This window comes from Devosia sp. 1635, assembly GCF_013185955.1.
GTDB lineage: Bacteria > Pseudomonadota > Alphaproteobacteria > Rhizobiales > Devosiaceae > Devosia.
In genome coordinates this window covers 1,115,593-1,132,754 of the sequence record NZ_JABAOM010000001.1, presented here as the reverse complement: position 1 = coordinate 1,132,754, position 17,162 = coordinate 1,115,593, and the positions used below count along the sequence as shown (strand labels likewise).

General features: G+C 61.1%; 14 protein-coding genes. All 14 read right to left on the bottom strand.

Annotated features, from left to right (window positions below; all coding sequences use genetic code 11):
- Positions 1-8: 8 nt before the first annotated feature.
- The 14 genes from HRU92_RS05825 to nuoN all read right to left on the bottom strand — a co-directional run bounded on the left by HRU92_RS05825 (position 9) and on the right by nuoN (position 17,161).
- Positions 9-869: a phosphatidate cytidylyltransferase gene (locus HRU92_RS05825; RefSeq protein WP_172123314.1), complete on the bottom strand. Its 861-nt coding sequence runs from the start codon at positions 867-869 to the stop codon at positions 9-11.
- Positions 866-1,627 (bottom strand): isoprenyl transferase, encoded by a 762-nt coding sequence (locus HRU92_RS05820; protein WP_127753062.1) that lies wholly within the window; start codon positions 1,625-1,627, stop codon positions 866-868. The genes HRU92_RS05825 and HRU92_RS05820 overlap by 4 nt, the downstream gene beginning before the upstream one ends.
- Before the next feature lie 29 nt (positions 1,628-1,656).
- Entirely contained in the window at positions 1,657-2,214 is a 558-nt protein-coding gene (gene frr, locus HRU92_RS05815; protein ID WP_127753061.1) for a ribosome recycling factor, read from the bottom strand.
- Positions 2,215-2,232: 18 nt separating this feature from the next.
- Positions 2,233-2,949, bottom strand: coding sequence for a UMP kinase (gene pyrH / locus HRU92_RS05810; protein WP_127753060.1), 717 nt, complete (start codon positions 2,947-2,949; stop codon positions 2,233-2,235).
- A gap of 160 nt (positions 2,950-3,109) precedes the next feature.
- Positions 3,110-4,054 (bottom strand): translation elongation factor Ts, encoded by a 945-nt coding sequence (gene tsf / locus HRU92_RS05805; protein WP_127753059.1) that lies wholly within the window; start codon positions 4,052-4,054, stop codon positions 3,110-3,112.
- Between the two features lie 71 nt (positions 4,055-4,125).
- Positions 4,126-4,896 (bottom strand): 30S ribosomal protein S2, encoded by a 771-nt coding sequence (gene rpsB / locus HRU92_RS05800; protein ID WP_127753058.1) that lies wholly within the window; start codon positions 4,894-4,896, stop codon positions 4,126-4,128.
- A 208-nt stretch (positions 4,897-5,104) separates the two neighbouring features.
- Positions 5,105-8,560, bottom strand: coding sequence for a DNA polymerase III subunit alpha (dnaE, locus tag HRU92_RS05795; RefSeq protein WP_172123313.1), 3,456 nt, complete (start codon positions 8,558-8,560; stop codon positions 5,105-5,107).
- 447 nt (positions 8,561-9,007) lie between these two features.
- Entirely contained in the window at positions 9,008-9,694 is a 687-nt protein-coding gene (locus tag HRU92_RS05790) for an ABC transporter ATP-binding protein (RefSeq protein ID WP_172123312.1), read from the bottom strand.
- The gene (locus tag HRU92_RS05785; protein ID WP_172124976.1) at positions 9,687-10,991 is read right to left on the bottom strand and encodes an ABC transporter permease; all 1,305 of its coding nucleotides are present in this window, start codon (positions 10,989-10,991) and stop codon (positions 9,687-9,689) included. Before HRU92_RS05785 ends, HRU92_RS05790 begins: the two co-directional genes overlap by 8 nt.
- A 59-nt stretch (positions 10,992-11,050) precedes the next feature.
- A complete protein-coding gene (proS, locus tag HRU92_RS05780) occupies positions 11,051-12,400 on the bottom strand; it encodes a proline--tRNA ligase (protein WP_172123311.1) in 1,350 nt (449 codons plus the stop codon).
- Positions 12,401-12,786: 386 nt separating this feature from the next.
- Positions 12,787-13,035: a DUF1467 family protein gene (locus HRU92_RS05775; protein WP_172123310.1), complete on the bottom strand. Its 249-nt coding sequence runs from the start codon at positions 13,033-13,035 to the stop codon at positions 12,787-12,789.
- Between the two features lie 96 nt (positions 13,036-13,131).
- On the bottom strand, positions 13,132-14,805 hold the full coding sequence (locus HRU92_RS05770; protein WP_172123309.1) for a ribonuclease J: 1,674 nt from the start codon (positions 14,803-14,805) through the stop codon (positions 13,132-13,134).
- 73 nt (positions 14,806-14,878) lie between these two features.
- Positions 14,879-15,715, bottom strand: coding sequence for a biotin--[acetyl-CoA-carboxylase] ligase (locus tag HRU92_RS05765; protein ID WP_172123308.1), 837 nt, complete (start codon positions 15,713-15,715; stop codon positions 14,879-14,881).
- The gene (nuoN, locus tag HRU92_RS05760; protein WP_172123307.1) at positions 15,716-17,161 is read right to left on the bottom strand and encodes an NADH-quinone oxidoreductase subunit NuoN; all 1,446 of its coding nucleotides are present in this window, start codon (positions 17,159-17,161) and stop codon (positions 15,716-15,718) included.
- Between the last annotated feature and the right edge of the window lies 1 nt (position 17,162).

The window sequence follows — 17,162 nt, the reverse complement described above, 5'->3', positions numbered from 1 at the left end:
GGTTCAACCTACCAGTAGAGGAGCCCTTCGGCTACCGCGCCCCAACCCGCATGCATTGCGCCAATCGCAACAACCAGCAGCACACTCAATGTCAGGCTGTCCAGGCGATCCATCAAGCCCCCGTGCCCGGGAATGATGTCGCCGCTGTCCTTTACTCGGAAGTGCCGCTTGACGGCGCTTTCGCACAGATCGCCCAATTGCCCAAGAACGCTGATTGCGGCTGATAGCAGCAGGCCGATCCACCATGGTGAGTCCGAGACCAAAATCCAGACCACGAGCCCGGCTGTTGTGCCGAGTGCCAGGCCGCCCAGAGCGCCGGACCAGGTCTTGGACGGCGAAATATCGGGCGCAAGCTTCTCGCCACCGATCTGGCGACCGGTGAAAAATGCGGCGGAATCGGTCATCCACACAACGGTGCCGAGGTAAAGGCCAGCCCAGACACCAGAGAAACTCGTCCCCCTGAGTGCCTGGGCGGCAATGATGACGGCGCCAAACAGCACCAGCCCTGCAACTCGCCACCACATGCCCTCACCTCGGGCCAGCAAGGCAAGCACGCAGGCAATGGCAATGATAGCAATCGAGGCCGAAATTCCAGCGAAGGGATAAACCAGACCGGACAACGCCACGGCCGCAATGAGCATCCAGCCGAAGGGCGTCAGCGGCGCCCGGGAAACCATGGTTTCCCATTCGCGATAGGCTCCGGCAAACACCAGGCTAACAACAAGGGCAAAGAAGGCGCCCCCGATGTAAAGGGCAGATGCCGTCAAGGCGATCAACACCACGGCAGACCCAATGCGGGGCCCCAGATCAGCCCAGACCCGACGGCGCGGCGGCGAAGGCTGTCCCAAAGGGGCGTCCGGCATAGTCATGGCCCAGCAGATCCGATCCCACCGAAACGCCGATCGCGCAGCGAGAAAGTTTGGAGAACTTTCAGGAAACTCTCTTCCCCAAAGTCGGGCCAGTATTCGTCCACAAAGACGAACTCCGAGTAGGCCGCCTGCCACAACAGGAAGTTGGAAATGCGCTGCTCGCCGCTGGTTCGGATGATCAAGTCAGGGTCCGGAATGCCGGCGGTGTAAAGTGCACCGGCAATGGTTTCCTCGGTAATGTCGTCCGGCGACAAGCGTCCCGCGGCGACTTCCCTGGCGATCCGGCGCGTCGCATTGGCGATCTCTGCCTTGCCGCCATAGTTGAACGCCACAATCAGGACGAGGCCAGTGTTGTCGCGCGTCTTGGCTTCGGCATCGTCAATCAGCCGAACCAGCGATGGCTCCAGCCCTGCCCGGTCGCCAATGATGCGTACCTGCACATTGTTGCGGATCAGGCGCTGCAAGTCAGAGGCAACGAAGCGCCGGAGCAGGTTGAAGATAAATGCGACTTCTTCCTTGGGGCGGGTCCAGTTCTCGGACGAAAAGCTGAACACCGTCAGGTGCGGCACGCCATAGTTGATGCATAGCTCAACCAGGTTGCGCAGCGACTTGACGCCTTCGATATGCCCCTCGGTGCGCAGCTTGCCACGCGCCTTGGCCCAACGGCCATTGCCATCCATGATGACGCCGAGATGCACAGGGATGCGCAGGCGCGTTCGAGGCGCGAGTTCGGCGGTGATAGCGGGTTCGCTGGACATCTACGCCCTCCCGGCGCAGTGCAAGACCGTCAGACCTGCATGATTTCCTGTTCTTTGGTCGCGACGACGGCATCGATCTCCGCCACGGCGGCATCGGTAGCCTTCTGCACCAGGTCGGATTGCGTGCGAGCATCGTCCTGGCTCATGTCACCGTCCTTTTCGGCCTTCTTGAGAATGTCCATGCCATCACGACGGATGTGACGCACGGCCACGCGGGCCTGTTCGGCATAATTGTGGGCAACCTTGGTCAGCTCGCGCCGACGCTCTTCATTGAGCTCTGGTAGCGGAACGCGGATCACCTGGCCTTCCCCGATGGGGTTCAGGCCCAGGCCGCTGTCCCGGATCGCCTTCTCGACGGCGTTAGCCATCGAGCGATCCCAGACCTGGACGCTCAGCATGCGGGGCTCGGGCACGGTCACGGTGGCAACCTGGTTCAGCGGCATCCGCGAGCCATAGGCTTCCACCGACACCGGCTCCAACAAACTGGCGCTAGCGCGACCCGTGCGCAATCCGGCAAGTTCCTCACGCAGGGACGTGATGGACTTCTGCATCCGGTTCTTGAGATCACTGAGGGAGTAAGTGGCCATGATGTGCGTCCTTATAGGCTATTTAGCTTTACCGACTCGTGTACTGCGAGCCGTGCCAGCTAGAACGCCGGACAGACCTTCCTGGTCGTCCAGCGCATAAACGATTATTGGCAATGCATTGTCACGCGCAAGCGCGAAGGCGGCGGTGTCCATGACTTTGAGGTTGCGGCTGATCACTTCGTCATAGCTCACGCTTTCATAGCGCGTGGCCAGGGGATTCTTCTTGGGGTCCTCGGAATAAACCCCATCAACCTTGGTACCCTTGAGCAGCACGTCGCAATCAAGCTCGATCGCCTTGAGCGCAGCAGCGGTGTCCGTGGTAAAGAACGGATTGCCGGTGCCACCGGCGCACACCACCACATAACCCTCATCCAAAGCAGCCTTGGCGGCGCGTGCGGTGAAGTTATCGGCGACCGATGGCATGGTGAGGGCCGAAAACACCTTTGACTTCACGCCCTGGCGGGAAATGGCATTGGAGAGCGCGAGGGAATTGATCACCGTGCCGAGCATGCCCATCAGGTCAGCGGTGACGCGATCCGTCCCATCGGCAGCCACGGCCATGCCACGGAAGATGTTACCGGCGCCAATGACAATGGCGATCTCCGTCCCGCCCTTGGCGGCATCGGCAATCTGGCTGGCCACGGAATGGAGAAATTCAGGCTCGATGCCGAAGGACTGATCGCCAGCTAACACTTCGCCCGAGACCTTGAGCAAAATGCGTTTGTAGCCGGTCATCGGCAATTCCTTCTGCAAAAAACAAGGGAGCCGAAGCAGCCTGCTACCCTATTGCACAGCTGTGAGCGGCGGGGAAGCGGGCGTGATGCGGATTTGAGCGTGTCGGCATACGCGAAAGAACGGAGGCAGGCCCCTACGGGGACCCGCCTTCGCCCGGTTATTACTGAGCAGGCTGCTCGTTCTTGATGCCAGCGGTAGCGGCAACTTCGGCAGCGAAGTCGGACTCGACCTTCTCGATACCTTCACCCAAAGCGTAGCGGATGAACTTGGTCAGCTTGATCGGCGCGCCGACAGCCTTTTCGGCGTTCTTGATCGCATCGCCAACCTTGGTTTCGCCGTCGATCACGAAGGTCTGCGCCAGCAGCGTGACTTCCTCGTAGTACTTGCGTACGCGGCCTTCGACCATCTTCTCGATGATCTCGGCTGGCTTGCCGCTTTCGCGGGCCTGCTCGGCGAAAATCGTGCGCTCGCGCGCCACGACATCCTGATCAAGGTCGTCGGGCGAGATCGAGAGCGGGTTGGTGGCGGCAATATGCATGGCGAGCTGCTTGCCCAGCGTTGCCAACGCAGCCTTGTCACCGGTGGACTCAAGGCCAACCAGAATGCCGATCTTGCCCATGCCGGGCTTAACGGCGGAGTGCACATAGCTTTCCACCACGCCATCGGAGACCGCCAGGGTTTCCGTGCGGCGCAGATTCATGTTCTCGCCGATCTTGGAGATCGCTTCGGTCAGTTCAGCCGAAACCGAATGACCCGAGCCGGGGAACGGCATTTCGCCAAGCTTGACCACGTCGCCGTCTGCATCGAGTGCGAGCTTGGCGATATTGCCAACGATGTTCTGGAACTGCTCGTTGCGTGCCACAAAGTCGGTCTCGGAATTGACTTCGACCACAGCGGCCTTGTTGCCGCTGGTGGCAACGCCGACGAGACCTTCAGCGGCGACCCGATCAGCCTTCTTGGCAGCCTTGGCGAGGCCGCGCGTGCGCAGCCAATCGATCGCAGCTTCCATGTCGCCATTGGTCTCGGCCAATGCCTTTTTACAGTCCATCATGCCCACGCCAGTCGCCTCGCGGAGCTGCTTGACCATGCCTGCAGTGATTTCCATAGGGTTCACCCTTTGGCGGCCTCACTGGGAGGCCGCGTTCTTTGGTTCAAGATGAAATCCAGCGCGCTGGATCAGTTGGCGGCGGCGGTCTCTTCAGGGAGATCTTCGGCCGGAGCCTGGTCGGCTGCGCCAAGATCCGCACCCAGAGCGCTTGAAGAGCGGCCGATGCCGTCGATCGCAGCCTTGGACACGAGCGACACATAAAGCTCCAGCGCACGGCTGGCGTCGTCATTGCCCGGAATCGGGAAATCTACGGTGTCGGGATCACTGTTGGTGTCGACAATAGCGATCACCGGGATGCCCAAGCGGCGAGCTTCCTTGATGGCGTTCGCTTCCTTGTTGGTGTCGATCACAAACAGCAGGCTGGGAACATTGCCCATGTCCTTGATGCCGCCAAGGTCACGCTCCAGGCGCTCCTTTTCGCGGCTCATCATCAGGCGCTCTTTCTTGGTGCGCAGCGCAAGCTCGTCTTCGCTCATCGCCTCAAGTTCGCGCAGACGCGAGATCGAGTTCGAAATGGTCTGCCAGTTGGTCAGGGTACCACCGAGCCAACGCGAGTTGACGTAGTACTGCGCCGACTGCTTGGCCGCATCGGCGACCAGGGGGGCAGCCTGACGCTTGGTGCCCACGAACAGAACACGGCCGCCGTCAGCAACGGTGTCGCTGATCAGCTGCAGGGCGCGGCTGAGAGCCGGAACAGTCTGGCTCAGGTCGAGAATGTGGATGTCGTTGCGAACACCAAAGATGAAGCGCTCCATCTTGGGGTTCCAGCGGTGCTTCTGGTGGCCGAAGTGGACGCCTGCTTCGAGCAATTGGCGCATGGAGAAATCGGGCAAAGCCATGATGGCTGCTCCTTGTTTACCGGTTGATGCCGCCACGAGATCTTGCGGCGGGTTGCCCCGCCACCGGATGGCCTTCCAGAGGAAAGCCGGCCTCGTGTGTGAAATCGCGCTGGCCGCAGCCAGACACATGGGCGGATATAGGGGAGGATAGCCGCAAAGGCAAGCACCAGTCTGTGCCGTGGTCCCCATGCGGCACCATGGCTCGGGCCTAATGCAGCCTTACATCCGCGACCCCCTCGAGCGCCTTGATGCCAATGGCGATCTCGGCGTTGAGGCGGTAGCCCCCTGGCAGTTCGATCTCGTATTCGCGCTCGCCCCCACCGCGGACGACGACAAAGTTGACCGACCCTTCCCCGCCCCGCTTGAGCTGGGCGCTGATTGGCCCGAGGCATCTCGCGTCGTCAGCAAAGACCGTGAGGCGCCGATCCACTTTTTCCGCCACCCCTTCGATCGCCTCGGCGGACAACAACCTGAGGCTTACGCCGTCGGCTCGCTCGTCGGCGCCGACCTGCAGGATCACGGACTTGCCGGGCTGCAGCACGCCGCCAAACTCGTTGATCTGTTCGGAAAAAGCGATGCACTCAAAGGTGCCGGTCTGGTCCGACAGGGTCAGGATCATCATCGGCGTGCCCTTGCGGGTTCGGCGATCCTGGCGGCTCGCGATAGTACCCGCGAGGCGCCCCGCCGACGCCCCATCCTTGACTGCACGCTCGAAATCGCTCCAGCGCTGCACACGAAGCTTTTCGAACAGGTCGGAATAGGCGTCCAGCGGGTGAGCCGAAAGGTGAAATCCGATCGCGGATAGTTCACGGTCGGCGCGCTCGGTGGAGTTCCATGCCGGGATCCCCGTGGGCAGGCGGAACGGTTCGGGTCCCGCGGAATCGAACATGTTCCACTGCCCTTCATTGCGCTCACTCGCCAGCGCCTGGGCGGTGCCGATGACAGCATCCATGGCGGCGAAGGCAACTTCGCGGCGCGGCACCAATTCGTCGAAGGCGCCGGCATTGACCAGCGTTTCCAGCGTGCGCTTGTTGAGCACCCGCGGGTCGACCCGCCGGGCAAAGTCGCCCAAGTCCTTGAAGGGCTGGTCGCCGCGAACTTCCACAATGTGCTCGGCCATGGCCCTGCCGACGCCCTTGACGGCGGACAGACCATAATGGATGCGATCGTCCTTCACCGCGAAGACCACTTCCGACTTGTTCACGCAAGGTGCCACGACTTCTATGCGCTTCTTGCCCGCCTCGCGGCGGAAGTCGGACAGCTTGTCGGTCTGCGCCATGTCGAGGGTCATGGAGGCGGCATAGAACTCGTGCGGATAATGCTCCTTGAGGTAAGCCGTCTGGTAGGACACCCAGGCGTAAGCGGCGGCGTGGCTCTTGTTGAAGCCGTAATTGGCGAACTTGGCCAACAGATCAAAGATCTGATCGGCGAGCGCTTCGCTGACGCCCTGCGGGCCCGAGCCTTCGCGGAAGCGGATGCGCTGGTTATCCATCTCCGCCTTGATCTTCTTGCCCATGGCCCGGCGCAGCATGTCTGCTTCGCCCAGCGAATAGCCCGACAAGAGCTGGGCGATCTGCATCACCTGCTCCTGGTAGACGATGATGCCATAGGTTTCGTCGAGCACTTCGCTCAGCTTGGGATGGGGATATTCCACCTCCTCGCGCCCATGCTTGCGGTCGATGAAGCTCGGGATGTTGTCCATCGGGCCCGGTCGATAAAGCGCGTTCATCGCGATCAGGTCTTCAATGCGGTCGGGCTTGAGGTCCATCAAGGCGCGGCGCATGCCGGGCGATTCAAACTGGAAGATGCCGTAGGTGTCGCCGCGGGAATAAAGCTTATAGGTCGCCTTGTCGTCGATCGGGATGGCGTCGATGTCGAGTTCGACCCCGCGCTTCTTGACCATGTCGACGGCATAACGGATCGTGGTCAGGGTCTTGAGACCCAGGAAGTCGAACTTCACCAAACCCGCCGGTTCAACCCATTTGAGGTTGTATTGCGTCACCGGCATCGCCGAGCGCGGATCGCGGTAAAGCGGCAGCAGTTCCTGCAGCGGCCGATCCCCGATTACGATGCCGGCGGCGTGGGTCGAGGCATGGCGGAACAGACCCTCGAGCGACTTGGCGATCTCGACGAGTTGGCCAACCGTCTCGTCGTCCTCAGCCATCTGCTTGAACTGCGGCACCTCATTCATGGTGCGCTCGATGGACCACGGGTCGGCCGGATTAGCTGGCACGAGCTTGCAGATGCGGTCCACCTGGCCATAGGGCATCTGCAGCACGCGACCGACATCGCGCAGCACGGCGCGGGCCTGGAGCGTACCGAAGGTAATGATCTGAGCGACCTGGCTGGCGCCATACTTGCGCTGCACGTAGTCGATGACCTCTTCGCGCCGATCCTGGCAGAAATCGATATCGAAGTCGGGCATAGAAACGCGTTCCGGATTGAGGAAGCGTTCAAACAGCAGATTGTAGCGAAGCGGATCGAGATCGGTGATGGTGGTGGCATAGGCAACCAAGGAACCGGCGCCCGAGCCGCGGCCTGGGCCGACGGGGATGTCGTGGGCTTTCGACCATTGGATGAAGTCGGCCACGATCAGGAAGTAGCCGGGGAACTTCATCTTCTCGATGATGCTGAGCTCGAAATCGAGCCGCTCGCGATATTCAGTTTCGCTCTTGCCAGGGGCAATGCCGGTAGTCGCAATGCGCTTGTCCAGCCCCTCAACGGCGATGCGGCGCAACTCCGCCGCTTCCGCTGCCACAACTTCGTCTTCGGTGGCGTGCGAACCGGCCGCAAATTTCGGCAGGATGGGCCCACGCGTGCGCGGCCGATAGGCGACCCGACGAGCGATCTCGACGGTGGAATCGAGTGCTTCGGGCAGATCGGCAAACAGCTCCGCCATTTCGGCGCGGGTCTTGAAATAATATTGGTCGTTGAGCTTGCGGCGCTCGGTTTGCGCCAGCACCGTGCCGCCGGCAATCGCCAGCAGCGCGTCATGGGCCTCATACTCCTTGGCCGATTTGAAGAAGGGCTCGTTGGTTGCAACCAGTGGTATGCCATGACGGTAGGCATAATCGATCAGTCGCGGCTCGACCGACGCCTCCACCGCCCTGCCATGGCGCTGCAGCTCGATATAGAACCGATCACCGAATAGGTTGGAAAGCCGATCTAGTCGAGCGAGCGCATTGTTGTCCTGGCCCATGGCGAAGGGCATGTCGATGGCACCTTCGGGCCCGCCTGATAGGCAGATCACCCCTTCGAGCCCTTCGCGGCTGAGCCAGTCGAGGCGCGCGCTGGCATTGCCCCCCTCCCCTTCCAGATAGGCACGTGACACCAGTCGCGACAGATTGGCATAGCCCGTTTCGCTGGTGGCCATCAGCACAACGCTGGATTTGCCGGCCCAAGCCACATGGCCGCGTTCGCTCACGCGCTCTTCGGCCGCTGCGAAATCGAATGGGAGCTCCACCCCGATCAGGGGCTGAATGCCCTTCTTGCTAGCCTTCTCGGAGAATTCCAGGGCACCGAACAGATTGCTGGTATCAGCAATCCCCAATGCGGGCTGGTGGTCCTCCTTGGCCAGCTTGAGAATGGTCTCAAGCTGCAGCGCGCCTTCCAGCAGCGAAAAGGCAGAATGGACGTGAAGGTGAATGAAACCGGGGCCGCTCATGCTCGTCTCCTAGGCCGTCTTTGTGACAGCCTGCGGGCAGCGGCGGAACCCATTGCGGTGCCGTTGCCCACAACAAGCCTCACACGAGTCGGCTGACGATATCCATCCAGGTGAGCGAGCCAATGGTGAAGGCGCCGAGGGTGACGAACGCGGCCAAATCCTTGATGAAGGTGATCATGTCGGTGTCTCCGTTGAATGCTCTCCTTGTATGTTCTCGTTTTGTTCTTGTCGAGATTGAACTCCGTGAACAGCGTGGATTGCCGCTGATTGGTTAGCTGATCGTTAAGGGATGAACGGTGCGAGCGAGGTCCCTGCCGGTTGTTAAGGCGGGGAGAAGAAGCTGCGCGTGACCATTCAGGCGGCCGCCAAATGGCAGAGGTACAGAAGGCAAACGCCCCTTCCCCGGCCTGGCCGAGGAGAAGGAGCATCAAGCGTCAGCGGCCGAGGCTAAAGCGTGTGTTCGACGACCAGACCGCCACGCAAGGTGACAATGCGGTCGGCCCTGCGAGCAAGGTCATGATTGTGGGTGGCGATCAAGGCCGCGGCGCCTTCGTTGCGGATCAGGGAGCGCAACGCTTCGAACACCAGGTCGCTGGTGTCCGGATCGAGATTGCCAGTCGGCTCATCGGCAAGGATGACCTTGGGGTGGTTGGCCGCGGCTCGGGCAATCGCGATGCGCTGCTGTTCACCGCCCGAGAGTTCGGCCGGCCGATGGGTCGCCCGTGGCTTTACGCCAAGCAAGTCGAGCAGTTCCATCGAGCGTGCTTGTGCCTCCGCGCTCGTCTTGCCCGCGATCAGCTGGGGCATGGAGACATTTTCCAGCGCCGTGAACTCGGGCAGCAGGTGGTGGAACTGGTAGACATAGCCAACTGTCGATCGCCGCAATTGCGTGCGGCCACGATCACCAAGCTTGCTGGTGCGGATGCCGGTGATCTCCACCTCGCCGCTTTGCGGCGACTCCAGCAGCCCGGACAAGTGCAGCAATGTGGATTTACCCGCACCCGAGGGCGCGACGAGGGCAACCAGCTCGCCGCTCTCCACCGTCAGATTGGCGGCTTCGAGCACGCGAACAGTCGCGTCGCCCTGGCCATAATGGCGGTGAACATCGGTCAGGACGAGGTGCGGTCTACTCATAGCGAAGCGCCTCTACCGGATCGTATTGGGCTGCCCGCCAAGCGGGATAAAGGGTGGCCAAAAAGCTCAGCGCGAGCGCAAGGCTTACCACGATGGTGACTTCCAGCGGATCGGTCTTGGACGGCAAGGACGACAGAAAGAACACCTCAGGTGGGAAAATCGCCACTCCGAGCGTATTGGAAATGAACGCTCGCAGCGGCTCGGCATTGGCAGCAACGATAAGCCCCAGAACGGTTCCGACCACCGTTCCGATCACCCCGATCGTCGTGCCTGTGATGGAAAAGACCCGCATGATGGCGCCGCGCGTCGCGCCCATGGTGCGCAGCACCGCAATGTCGGCGCTCTTGTCCTTCACCAGCATGATCAGGCTCGAGATAATGTTGAAGGCCGCAACCACGATGATCATCGATAGGATGGTGAACATCACCACCCGTTCGACCTGAAGGGCCGAGAAAAAGGTCTCGTTGCGCTGCTGCCAGTCGGTCAACACCAATGGACGACGGTCCGGATCAGAAAGCCGCTCGCGCATCAGCGTGACGTCATCGGGATTATCGATGAAGATCTCGGCGGCCGTTACGCGCGGCACCCGCTCATAGGCGGCATCGATTTCCGCATCAGTGGCCATGGGTCCGAGCGGGGGCTGTCCGGGCTTGAGCACCTCGTCTACGAGCTTGAAGTAATCCTGCGCGGGCTCCAGCGGCATATACATGAACAGCGAGTCGAACTCGATCATGCCCAGATCAAAGATGACGCTCACCGGGTAGGAGCGGATCTGGGGCGTGCTGCCAAATGGCGTCATCGCCCCATCCGGATTGATGATGGTTACCTGGTCTCCCAACGACAGGCCAAGCGTTTGGGCCAGGCGGTAGCCAATGGCAACGCCACGGCCTTCATCCCAGCCATCCCAGCCGCCTTGCTCGGCGGCCTGGTACAACAGGTCCAGCTTCTGGATGTTCTCCAGGTCCATGCCGCGAACGCTGACCCCGGTTGAATTGCCGCGCCCGGATGCCAGCACCTGCCCTTCCACGAAGTAAACCGCGAAGTTCACGCCTTCGACCTCTTCAAGATCCGCGATGGCAGATTTGTAGTCGGTGAACTCACGCTCGATCGGGAAAGCCGTGAAGTGGCCATTCAGCCCCAGGATCTTTGTCAGCAATTCCTCGCGAAAGCCGTTCATCACCGACATAACGACGATCAGGGTCGCAACGCCGATGGCGACGCCAACCATGGTCAGGCTGGCAATCACGGAGATGAATGCTTCCTTGCGGCGGGCGCGAAGATAGCGGCCGGCAATCATCCATTCGAAGCGGGAGAACGGGCGCGTGCCAGCGCTCGCGGCGGGCTGGACCTGATCGGTCAAATGTCGGTCTTTCTTTGCGGTTCAATCAGCGAGCGGAGCCGCTCGACGGCGGCGGCGATGGGCAGCGTCTCGCGCTCGCCGGTCTTGCGATGCTTGATCTCGGCCTCACCCGATTTGAGCCCACGTGGCCCAAGGATGATCTGGTAGGGAATGCCGACCAGATCGGCGGTAGCAAACTTGCCGCCCGCTGGCTGATCGCGATCGTCATAGAGCATGTCGAGACCCGCTGCCTGCAGCTCGCCATAAAGGGCGTCACACGCCGCATCGCAGGCGGCATCGCCGGCCTTGAGATTGATCAGCACCGCTTCGAATGGGGCGACGCTGACGGGCCAGATGATGCCGGCATCGTCATGGCTGGCTTCGATGATCGCCGGCAGCAGCCGGGTCAGGCCAATGCCATACGAACCCATATGCACGATGGTTTCCTTGCCGTCCGGACCGGTGACGCTCGCCTTCATGGGCTCGGAATACTTGGTCCCGAAGTAGAAAATATGGCCGACCTCGATGCCGCGCGCGGAAATGCGCTTGTCCTCGGGCACCTGGGCCTCGTAATCGCCCATGTCCACCATCTCCTCGGTGGCAGCGTAGAGCGAAGTCCAGTCGTCGACGATGGGGTTGAGGTCGCCGCGGAAGTCGGTGTCCTTGGCCGGAATCGGCTTGTCCAGCAGGTCGCGGTGGCAGAACACCTGGCTTTCGCCGGTTTCGGCCAGGATGATGAACTCATGGCTGAGATCGCCGCCAATCGGGCCGGTATCGGCGCGCATCGGGATGGCGGTGAGCCCCATACGGGCATAGGTGCGCAGATAGGCGACGAACATGCGCTGGTAAGCGCGAACGGCGTCTTCCTTGGTCAGATCGAAGCTATAAGCGTCCTTCATCAGGAATTCGCGCGAGCGCATCGTGCCGAAGCGCGGGCGCACCTCGTCGCGGAACTTCCACTGAATGTGGTAGAGGTTGAGCGGCAGATCCTTGTAGGATTTCACGTAGGCCCGAAAGATGTCGGTGATCATCTCCTCGTTGGTGGGGCCATACAGGAATTCGCGCTCGTGCCGGTCCTGGATGCGCAGCATTTCCTTGCCGTAAGCATCATAGCGGCCGGATTCCCGCCACAGATCGGCGGACTGGATCGTGGGCATGAGTAGCTCCACGGCGCCGGAGCGGTTCTGCTCCTCTTCGATGATGCGCTGCACCTTCATCAGTGCCTTATAGCCAAAGGGCAACCAGCTATAGAGGCCCGAAGCCTGCTGGCGGATCATGCCGGCGCGCAGCATCAAACGATGCGAGACGATCTCGGCTTCCTTGGGAACGTCACGGAGCACTGGCAGGAAATAGCGAGACAGGCGCATAGCGACTCCGAAAACATTAAAGCGAGGCAAGGGCTTGCTTGATGCCTATTGAAGGGCCGCGCGTCCATCCAATTCAAGCATAGAAGGCATGCAGAATCTGCGTGACAGTCCTACAACAACTTGTTAGGTTCCGTGTCAATAAAGCAAAGGCGGTTCACACCGCTAGACGTCGGCAGCGTCAGGGAGGAGCGTTGGCAGCCGCTTTCGAGCGAGCCTAAGACCAGCGTATGTCGTCAAACTCAAACAAGCAGGGCCATGTGCCCTGCTTTTTTGATTCAGTACCCTAGTCGCGCTACCCGCAAGACTAGGGGAGAGCGACTGCTTCCCGGTCATCGGCGCATCTGATCACCGTTCAGTATTGATGTCCCTCGATCGAACCGGCGCACTCAGCGGTTCCAGTAGTCGTGCAAGATACCGTTGTTGACACCCCAGAGCAGCAAGGGCGTCACAACTGCAGCAAGGAGAGTCGCCACAATGACCTTGCGCAACAAGCGCGGCACTGCCGGCGCACCCGGCTCGGTGCCAGGCGTCACATTGCCAATCTCATGCTGGCTTTGTGTGCCGATGGGCAGCACCGCGACAAAGCAGAGCCACCAGACGACAAAGAAGACAGCGAGGATCGAGCCGATCGGCATGGCAATGCTTCTTTCCTATTTGCCAACGAGACATGCGCGCGGCCGATACTAAAGTCGAGGGGGCAGAATGCCGCCCTCAAGCTTCAGTTCGGACGATCATACCCGGTGCACGAACACCGAAACATTGGGCTTGCGGCCCCAATAAAGGTTCACCTCGTTGCGGATCGCCTTGAATATCGCCGAGTTGAGCACTTCGGCATCGCTGCGCCGCTTGGGGGGCATGCTTTTCAACACGCCGGCAATCGTGTCCTCGACCAGGTCGGTCAGGGATTCGTCCTCGGTCTCAGGCAAACCTTCAACAACCAGGTCGGGACCCGAAACGATCTGGCCATTGCTGCCGACGCAGAGGCTGACCACCACATGGCCGCCAAAGGACAGGCGGCGCCGACCCTTGACGCCGGATTCCTCAGGCGTGCACAGCACCAGACCGTCGAGATAAAGCTCGCCGGTGCGCACTTCGGCCGGAAAGGCCAGCGGCTCTGGGAACAAGCGCACCATGTCGCCATTGCGCGCATCGATCACATTGGGAATACCTGACTCCCGACCAAGCTTGGCATGCGCCTGCAGATGCGCCGCCTCGCCATGCACTGGCACCAGCACCTCGGGCTTTACCCAGGAATATAGCTTTTGCAGCTCGCCACGGCGCGGGTGGCCCGTCACATGGACCAGGCCATTGTTCTGGGTGATCAGCTCCACGCCCTTGTCGATGAGGAGGTTTTGGATATCGATCACTTCGCGCTCGTTGCCAGGAATGGCCCAGGACGAGAAGATCATGCGATCGCCCGCATTGAGCTCAATGACCGGGTGCTCGCCCCGGGCAATGCGAGCAATGGCCGCGCGCGCTTCGCCCTGCGAGCCGGTGCAGATCAAAACGACCTTGTCGCGCGGTAGGCCCCGATAAGCATCCTGGTCCAGCAAGGGCGGCAGACCTTCGAGCATGCCCAGCTCGCGGGCAATGCCCATGATCCGGTGCAGCGAACGACCCGACAGCACGACCTGACGCCCCGCCTTTTCAGCGGCGCGTACGATTGAAACAACCCGGCCGACATTGGACGCAAAAGTCGTGACCGCGACGCGATTTGGTGCATTGGCGATCAGCGCTTCGAGGTTGATCGCGACCTCGGCTTCGCTCGGGCTTTCGCCCTCCTTCATTGCGTTGGTCGAATCGCAGACCAAAGCAAGCGGCGTCGAGGTATCCTCGCCAATAGCCTGCAGGCGGGCAAAATCGGTCGGCTTGTTGATCACCGGCGTAGGGTCGAGCTTCCAGTCACCCGTGTGCAGCACGCGACCGATGGGAGTCGAGATCAGCAGCGCATTGCTTTCGGGGATCGAGTGCGCGACGTTGATCGCCTCTATGGTGAACGGGCCGACATTGAACGGCTTGCCCGGCTGCATGATGGTGACATCGACATTCTCGACAATGCCATCCCCTGCCCGCTTGGCGGCCAGCATGGCGGCCGTAAAGGGCGTGCAGTAAACCGGCTTTTCAAAACCCGGCCACAGATCCAGTACAGCGCCGTAGTGATCTTCGTGGCTGTGCGTCAGGATCAGTCCAAGCACGTCATCAGCGCGTTCTTCGAGAAATTCGGGATTGGCCATGATCAGCTCGATCCCGGGCAGATCGGGACCGCCGAAGCTGACGCCGCAATCAACAACGATCCACTTGCGCGAGCGCTCAGGGCCAAAGCCATAGGCGCCCATATTCATCCCGATTTCGCCGACGCCGCCGAGCGGCACAAAAACGAGTTCGTCCCTTTGGTTTTGAGCCATGGGTTATTCAGTCCTTTCTTGGCGCGGCGCGCGGCGAACTTTGGCCACCGGTCGTCAACGCATATATTTGCGGTCAGCTCTGGGCGCTGGCCGTTGCCCCAAAATGTACGTCGCCAGCCGTGATGGCGATGCGACGATCGTCAGGCGCGCGCACAATCAGGCGTCCGCTGCCATCGATGGTTTCGAAGACGCCCCGCAGGACCTCTCCGTTCTGATTTATTGCCACCGGAGCCCCAATCCCGGCAGCGGCGGAACGCCACTCCTCAAGGATTGCTTCAACGCCGCGGCCGTCATCCCACAGCCTGAACGCTTCAACCCATGAATCGCTCAAGGACGCAAAGACTCGCTCAGCCGACTCGGACGCGCCAAGTTCCACGAGGCTCGTTGCGGGATAAGGCAGCCCGGTCGGCGCGGCAACCACATTGACGCCGAAGCCGATCACGACCGCCTGCCGCCCGTCAGGCGCCTTACGACCCTCCAGCAAAATGCCGGCGAGCTTAGCACCATCGGCCAGCACGTCATTGGGCCATTTCAGTGCTATCCGCGCGGGCGCACCACTTGCAGTGCCATCGGCACCATCGAGGCCGATCCGCAATCTGCCGGCCGACAGCAATTGAGCAAGTGCGCGGTTCATTGCCACCCCGGCTACGAAGCCGAGTGTTGCAGCCAAAGTGGGGTCGGCTTCGGGCACGATCAAGAGCGTGGCGGCCAGATTACCAGCCGGGGACTCCCAAAGCCGTCCACGGCGCCCCCTGCCTGCTGTTTGCTGACGGGCAGCGAACCATAACCCACCGGGATCGCCCGCCCCCGCGGCGGCGAGCGCCTCAGTATTGGTTGAGCCGATCGAGTCAAATCCGCGCAGGCGATACCCTGCCGCCCGCGCGGAGCCACCAAGAACGAACGACGTCACCTAGAACAAGCTTCCAGCCGCGGCATTAGCGGCAGAGGCAAGCGAATTGCCCAGGGTGAAGTAGTAAGTCACGACAAGGAAACCGCTGGCCGCCATGATCACGGTCAGCTCACGCGGCGCCGCTACAAACTGGCGCGTCGGTTCGTCGAAATACATGGTCTTGATCACGCGCAGGTAATAATAGGCGCTCACAGCTGAAGCCAGCACGCCGATCACGGCCAGCACGAAGAGCTGCGCTTCGATGGCCGCAAGGAACACGTACCACTTGGCGAAGAACCCGGCCAACGGTGGTAGGCCGATCAGCGAGAACATCAGGATCGCAAAAATGGCCGCCACAAAGGGCCGAGACTGTGCCGCACCGGCAAGGTCATCGATGTTCTCGACGTAACCGGCTTCGGTGCGCAGCGACAACAGGCAAGCGAACAGCCCTACAGTCATGGCCAAATAGATTGCCATGTAGATCGCGACGCCTTCCACCCCAACCTGCGTGCCGGAGGAAAGCCCCACAAGCGCAAAGCCGACATGGCCAATGGATGAATAGGCCATCAGGCGCTTCAGCGACTTCTGGCCAATGGCGGCAAAGGATGCCAGCACCATGGAGGCAATCGACAAAAAGATCACGATCTGCTGCCAGTCGCGGGTGATGGGCTCAAAGCTGTCCATCACCAAGCGAACCATCAGTGCCATGGCGGCGACCTTGGGCGCCCCGGCCATGAAGGCGGTAACGGGCGTTGGCGCACCTTCATAAACGTCGGGCGTCCACATATGGAACGGCACGGCAGACATCTTGAACGCGACGCCCGCAAGCAGGAACACCAGGCCAAAGATCAGCCCGATCGAGCGACCTTCGTTGGCGATCGCGGCAACAATACCCTGCAGATTGGTTTGGCCGGTGAAGCCATAGATCAGCGAGGCGCCGTAGAGCAGCATGCCCGAGGAGAGAGCACCCAGCACGAAGTACTTGATGCCCGCCTCGGTGGCGCGGCTATCGTCGCGCTTGATCGCGGCGAGCACATAAACCGCCAGCGACTGCAGCTCGATGCCAATATACAGGCTCATCAGGTCGTTGGCCGACACCATCACCATCATGCCCAAAGTCGCGAGCAGGATCAGAATGGAATACTCGAACCTGTGCGTGCCGTTCTCGTCAGCGTGCGGCCACGACATCATCAGCGCGAATGCCGAACCAACCAGCACCAGTGCCTTCATGAAGCGGGCAAAACCGTCCTGGATGAAGACGCCATTGAACAGCACGCCTTCAGCAGGCTGGAACACGACGAGCGCTGCCGTTGCCACCAGCAATACCACGCCCAGCATGCTGACCAGTGAAGAACGTTCTTTGTTGAGGATGACACCGACAAGCAGCAGCACAATTACGCCGACTGCCATCAGCATCTCAGGATAAGCGGGAGCCAGGCTCGCGAAATCGATGACGTCTGAGTTCACG

What these genes read in the sequence shown, in the direction of transcription:
- HRU92_RS05825 (WP_172123314.1), bottom strand. Translation starts at nt 869, where the DNA reads ATGACTATGCCGGACGCCCCTTTGGGACAGCCTTCGCCGCCGCGCCGT.
- HRU92_RS05820 (WP_127753062.1), bottom strand. Translation starts at nt 1,627, where the DNA reads ATGTCCAGCGAACCCGCTATCACCGCCGAACTCGCGCCTCGAACGCGC.
- frr (WP_127753061.1), bottom strand. Translation starts at nt 2,214, where the DNA reads ATGGCCACTTACTCCCTCAGTGATCTCAAGAACCGGATGCAGAAGTCC.
- pyrH (WP_127753060.1), bottom strand. Translation starts at nt 2,949, where the DNA reads ATGACCGGCTACAAACGCATTTTGCTCAAGGTCTCGGGCGAAGTGTTA.
- tsf (WP_127753059.1), bottom strand. Translation starts at nt 4,054, where the DNA reads ATGGAAATCACTGCAGGCATGGTCAAGCAGCTCCGCGAGGCGACTGGC.
- rpsB (WP_127753058.1), bottom strand. Translation starts at nt 4,896, where the DNA reads ATGGCTTTGCCCGATTTCTCCATGCGCCAATTGCTCGAAGCAGGCGTC.
- dnaE (WP_172123313.1), bottom strand. Translation starts at nt 8,560, where the DNA reads ATGAGCGGCCCCGGTTTCATTCACCTTCACGTCCATTCTGCCTTTTCG.
- HRU92_RS05790 (WP_172123312.1), bottom strand. Translation starts at nt 9,694, where the DNA reads ATGAGTAGACCGCACCTCGTCCTGACCGATGTTCACCGCCATTATGGC.
- HRU92_RS05785 (WP_172124976.1), bottom strand. Translation starts at nt 10,991, where the DNA reads ATGATTGCCGGCCGCTATCTTCGCGCCCGCCGCAAGGAAGCATTCATC.
- proS (WP_172123311.1), bottom strand. Translation starts at nt 12,400, where the DNA reads ATGCGCCTGTCTCGCTATTTCCTGCCAGTGCTCCGTGACGTTCCCAAG.
- HRU92_RS05775 (WP_172123310.1), bottom strand. Translation starts at nt 13,035, where the DNA reads ATGCCGATCGGCTCGATCCTCGCTGTCTTCTTTGTCGTCTGGTGGCTC.
- HRU92_RS05770 (WP_172123309.1), bottom strand. Translation starts at nt 14,805, where the DNA reads ATGGCTCAAAACCAAAGGGACGAACTCGTTTTTGTGCCGCTCGGCGGC.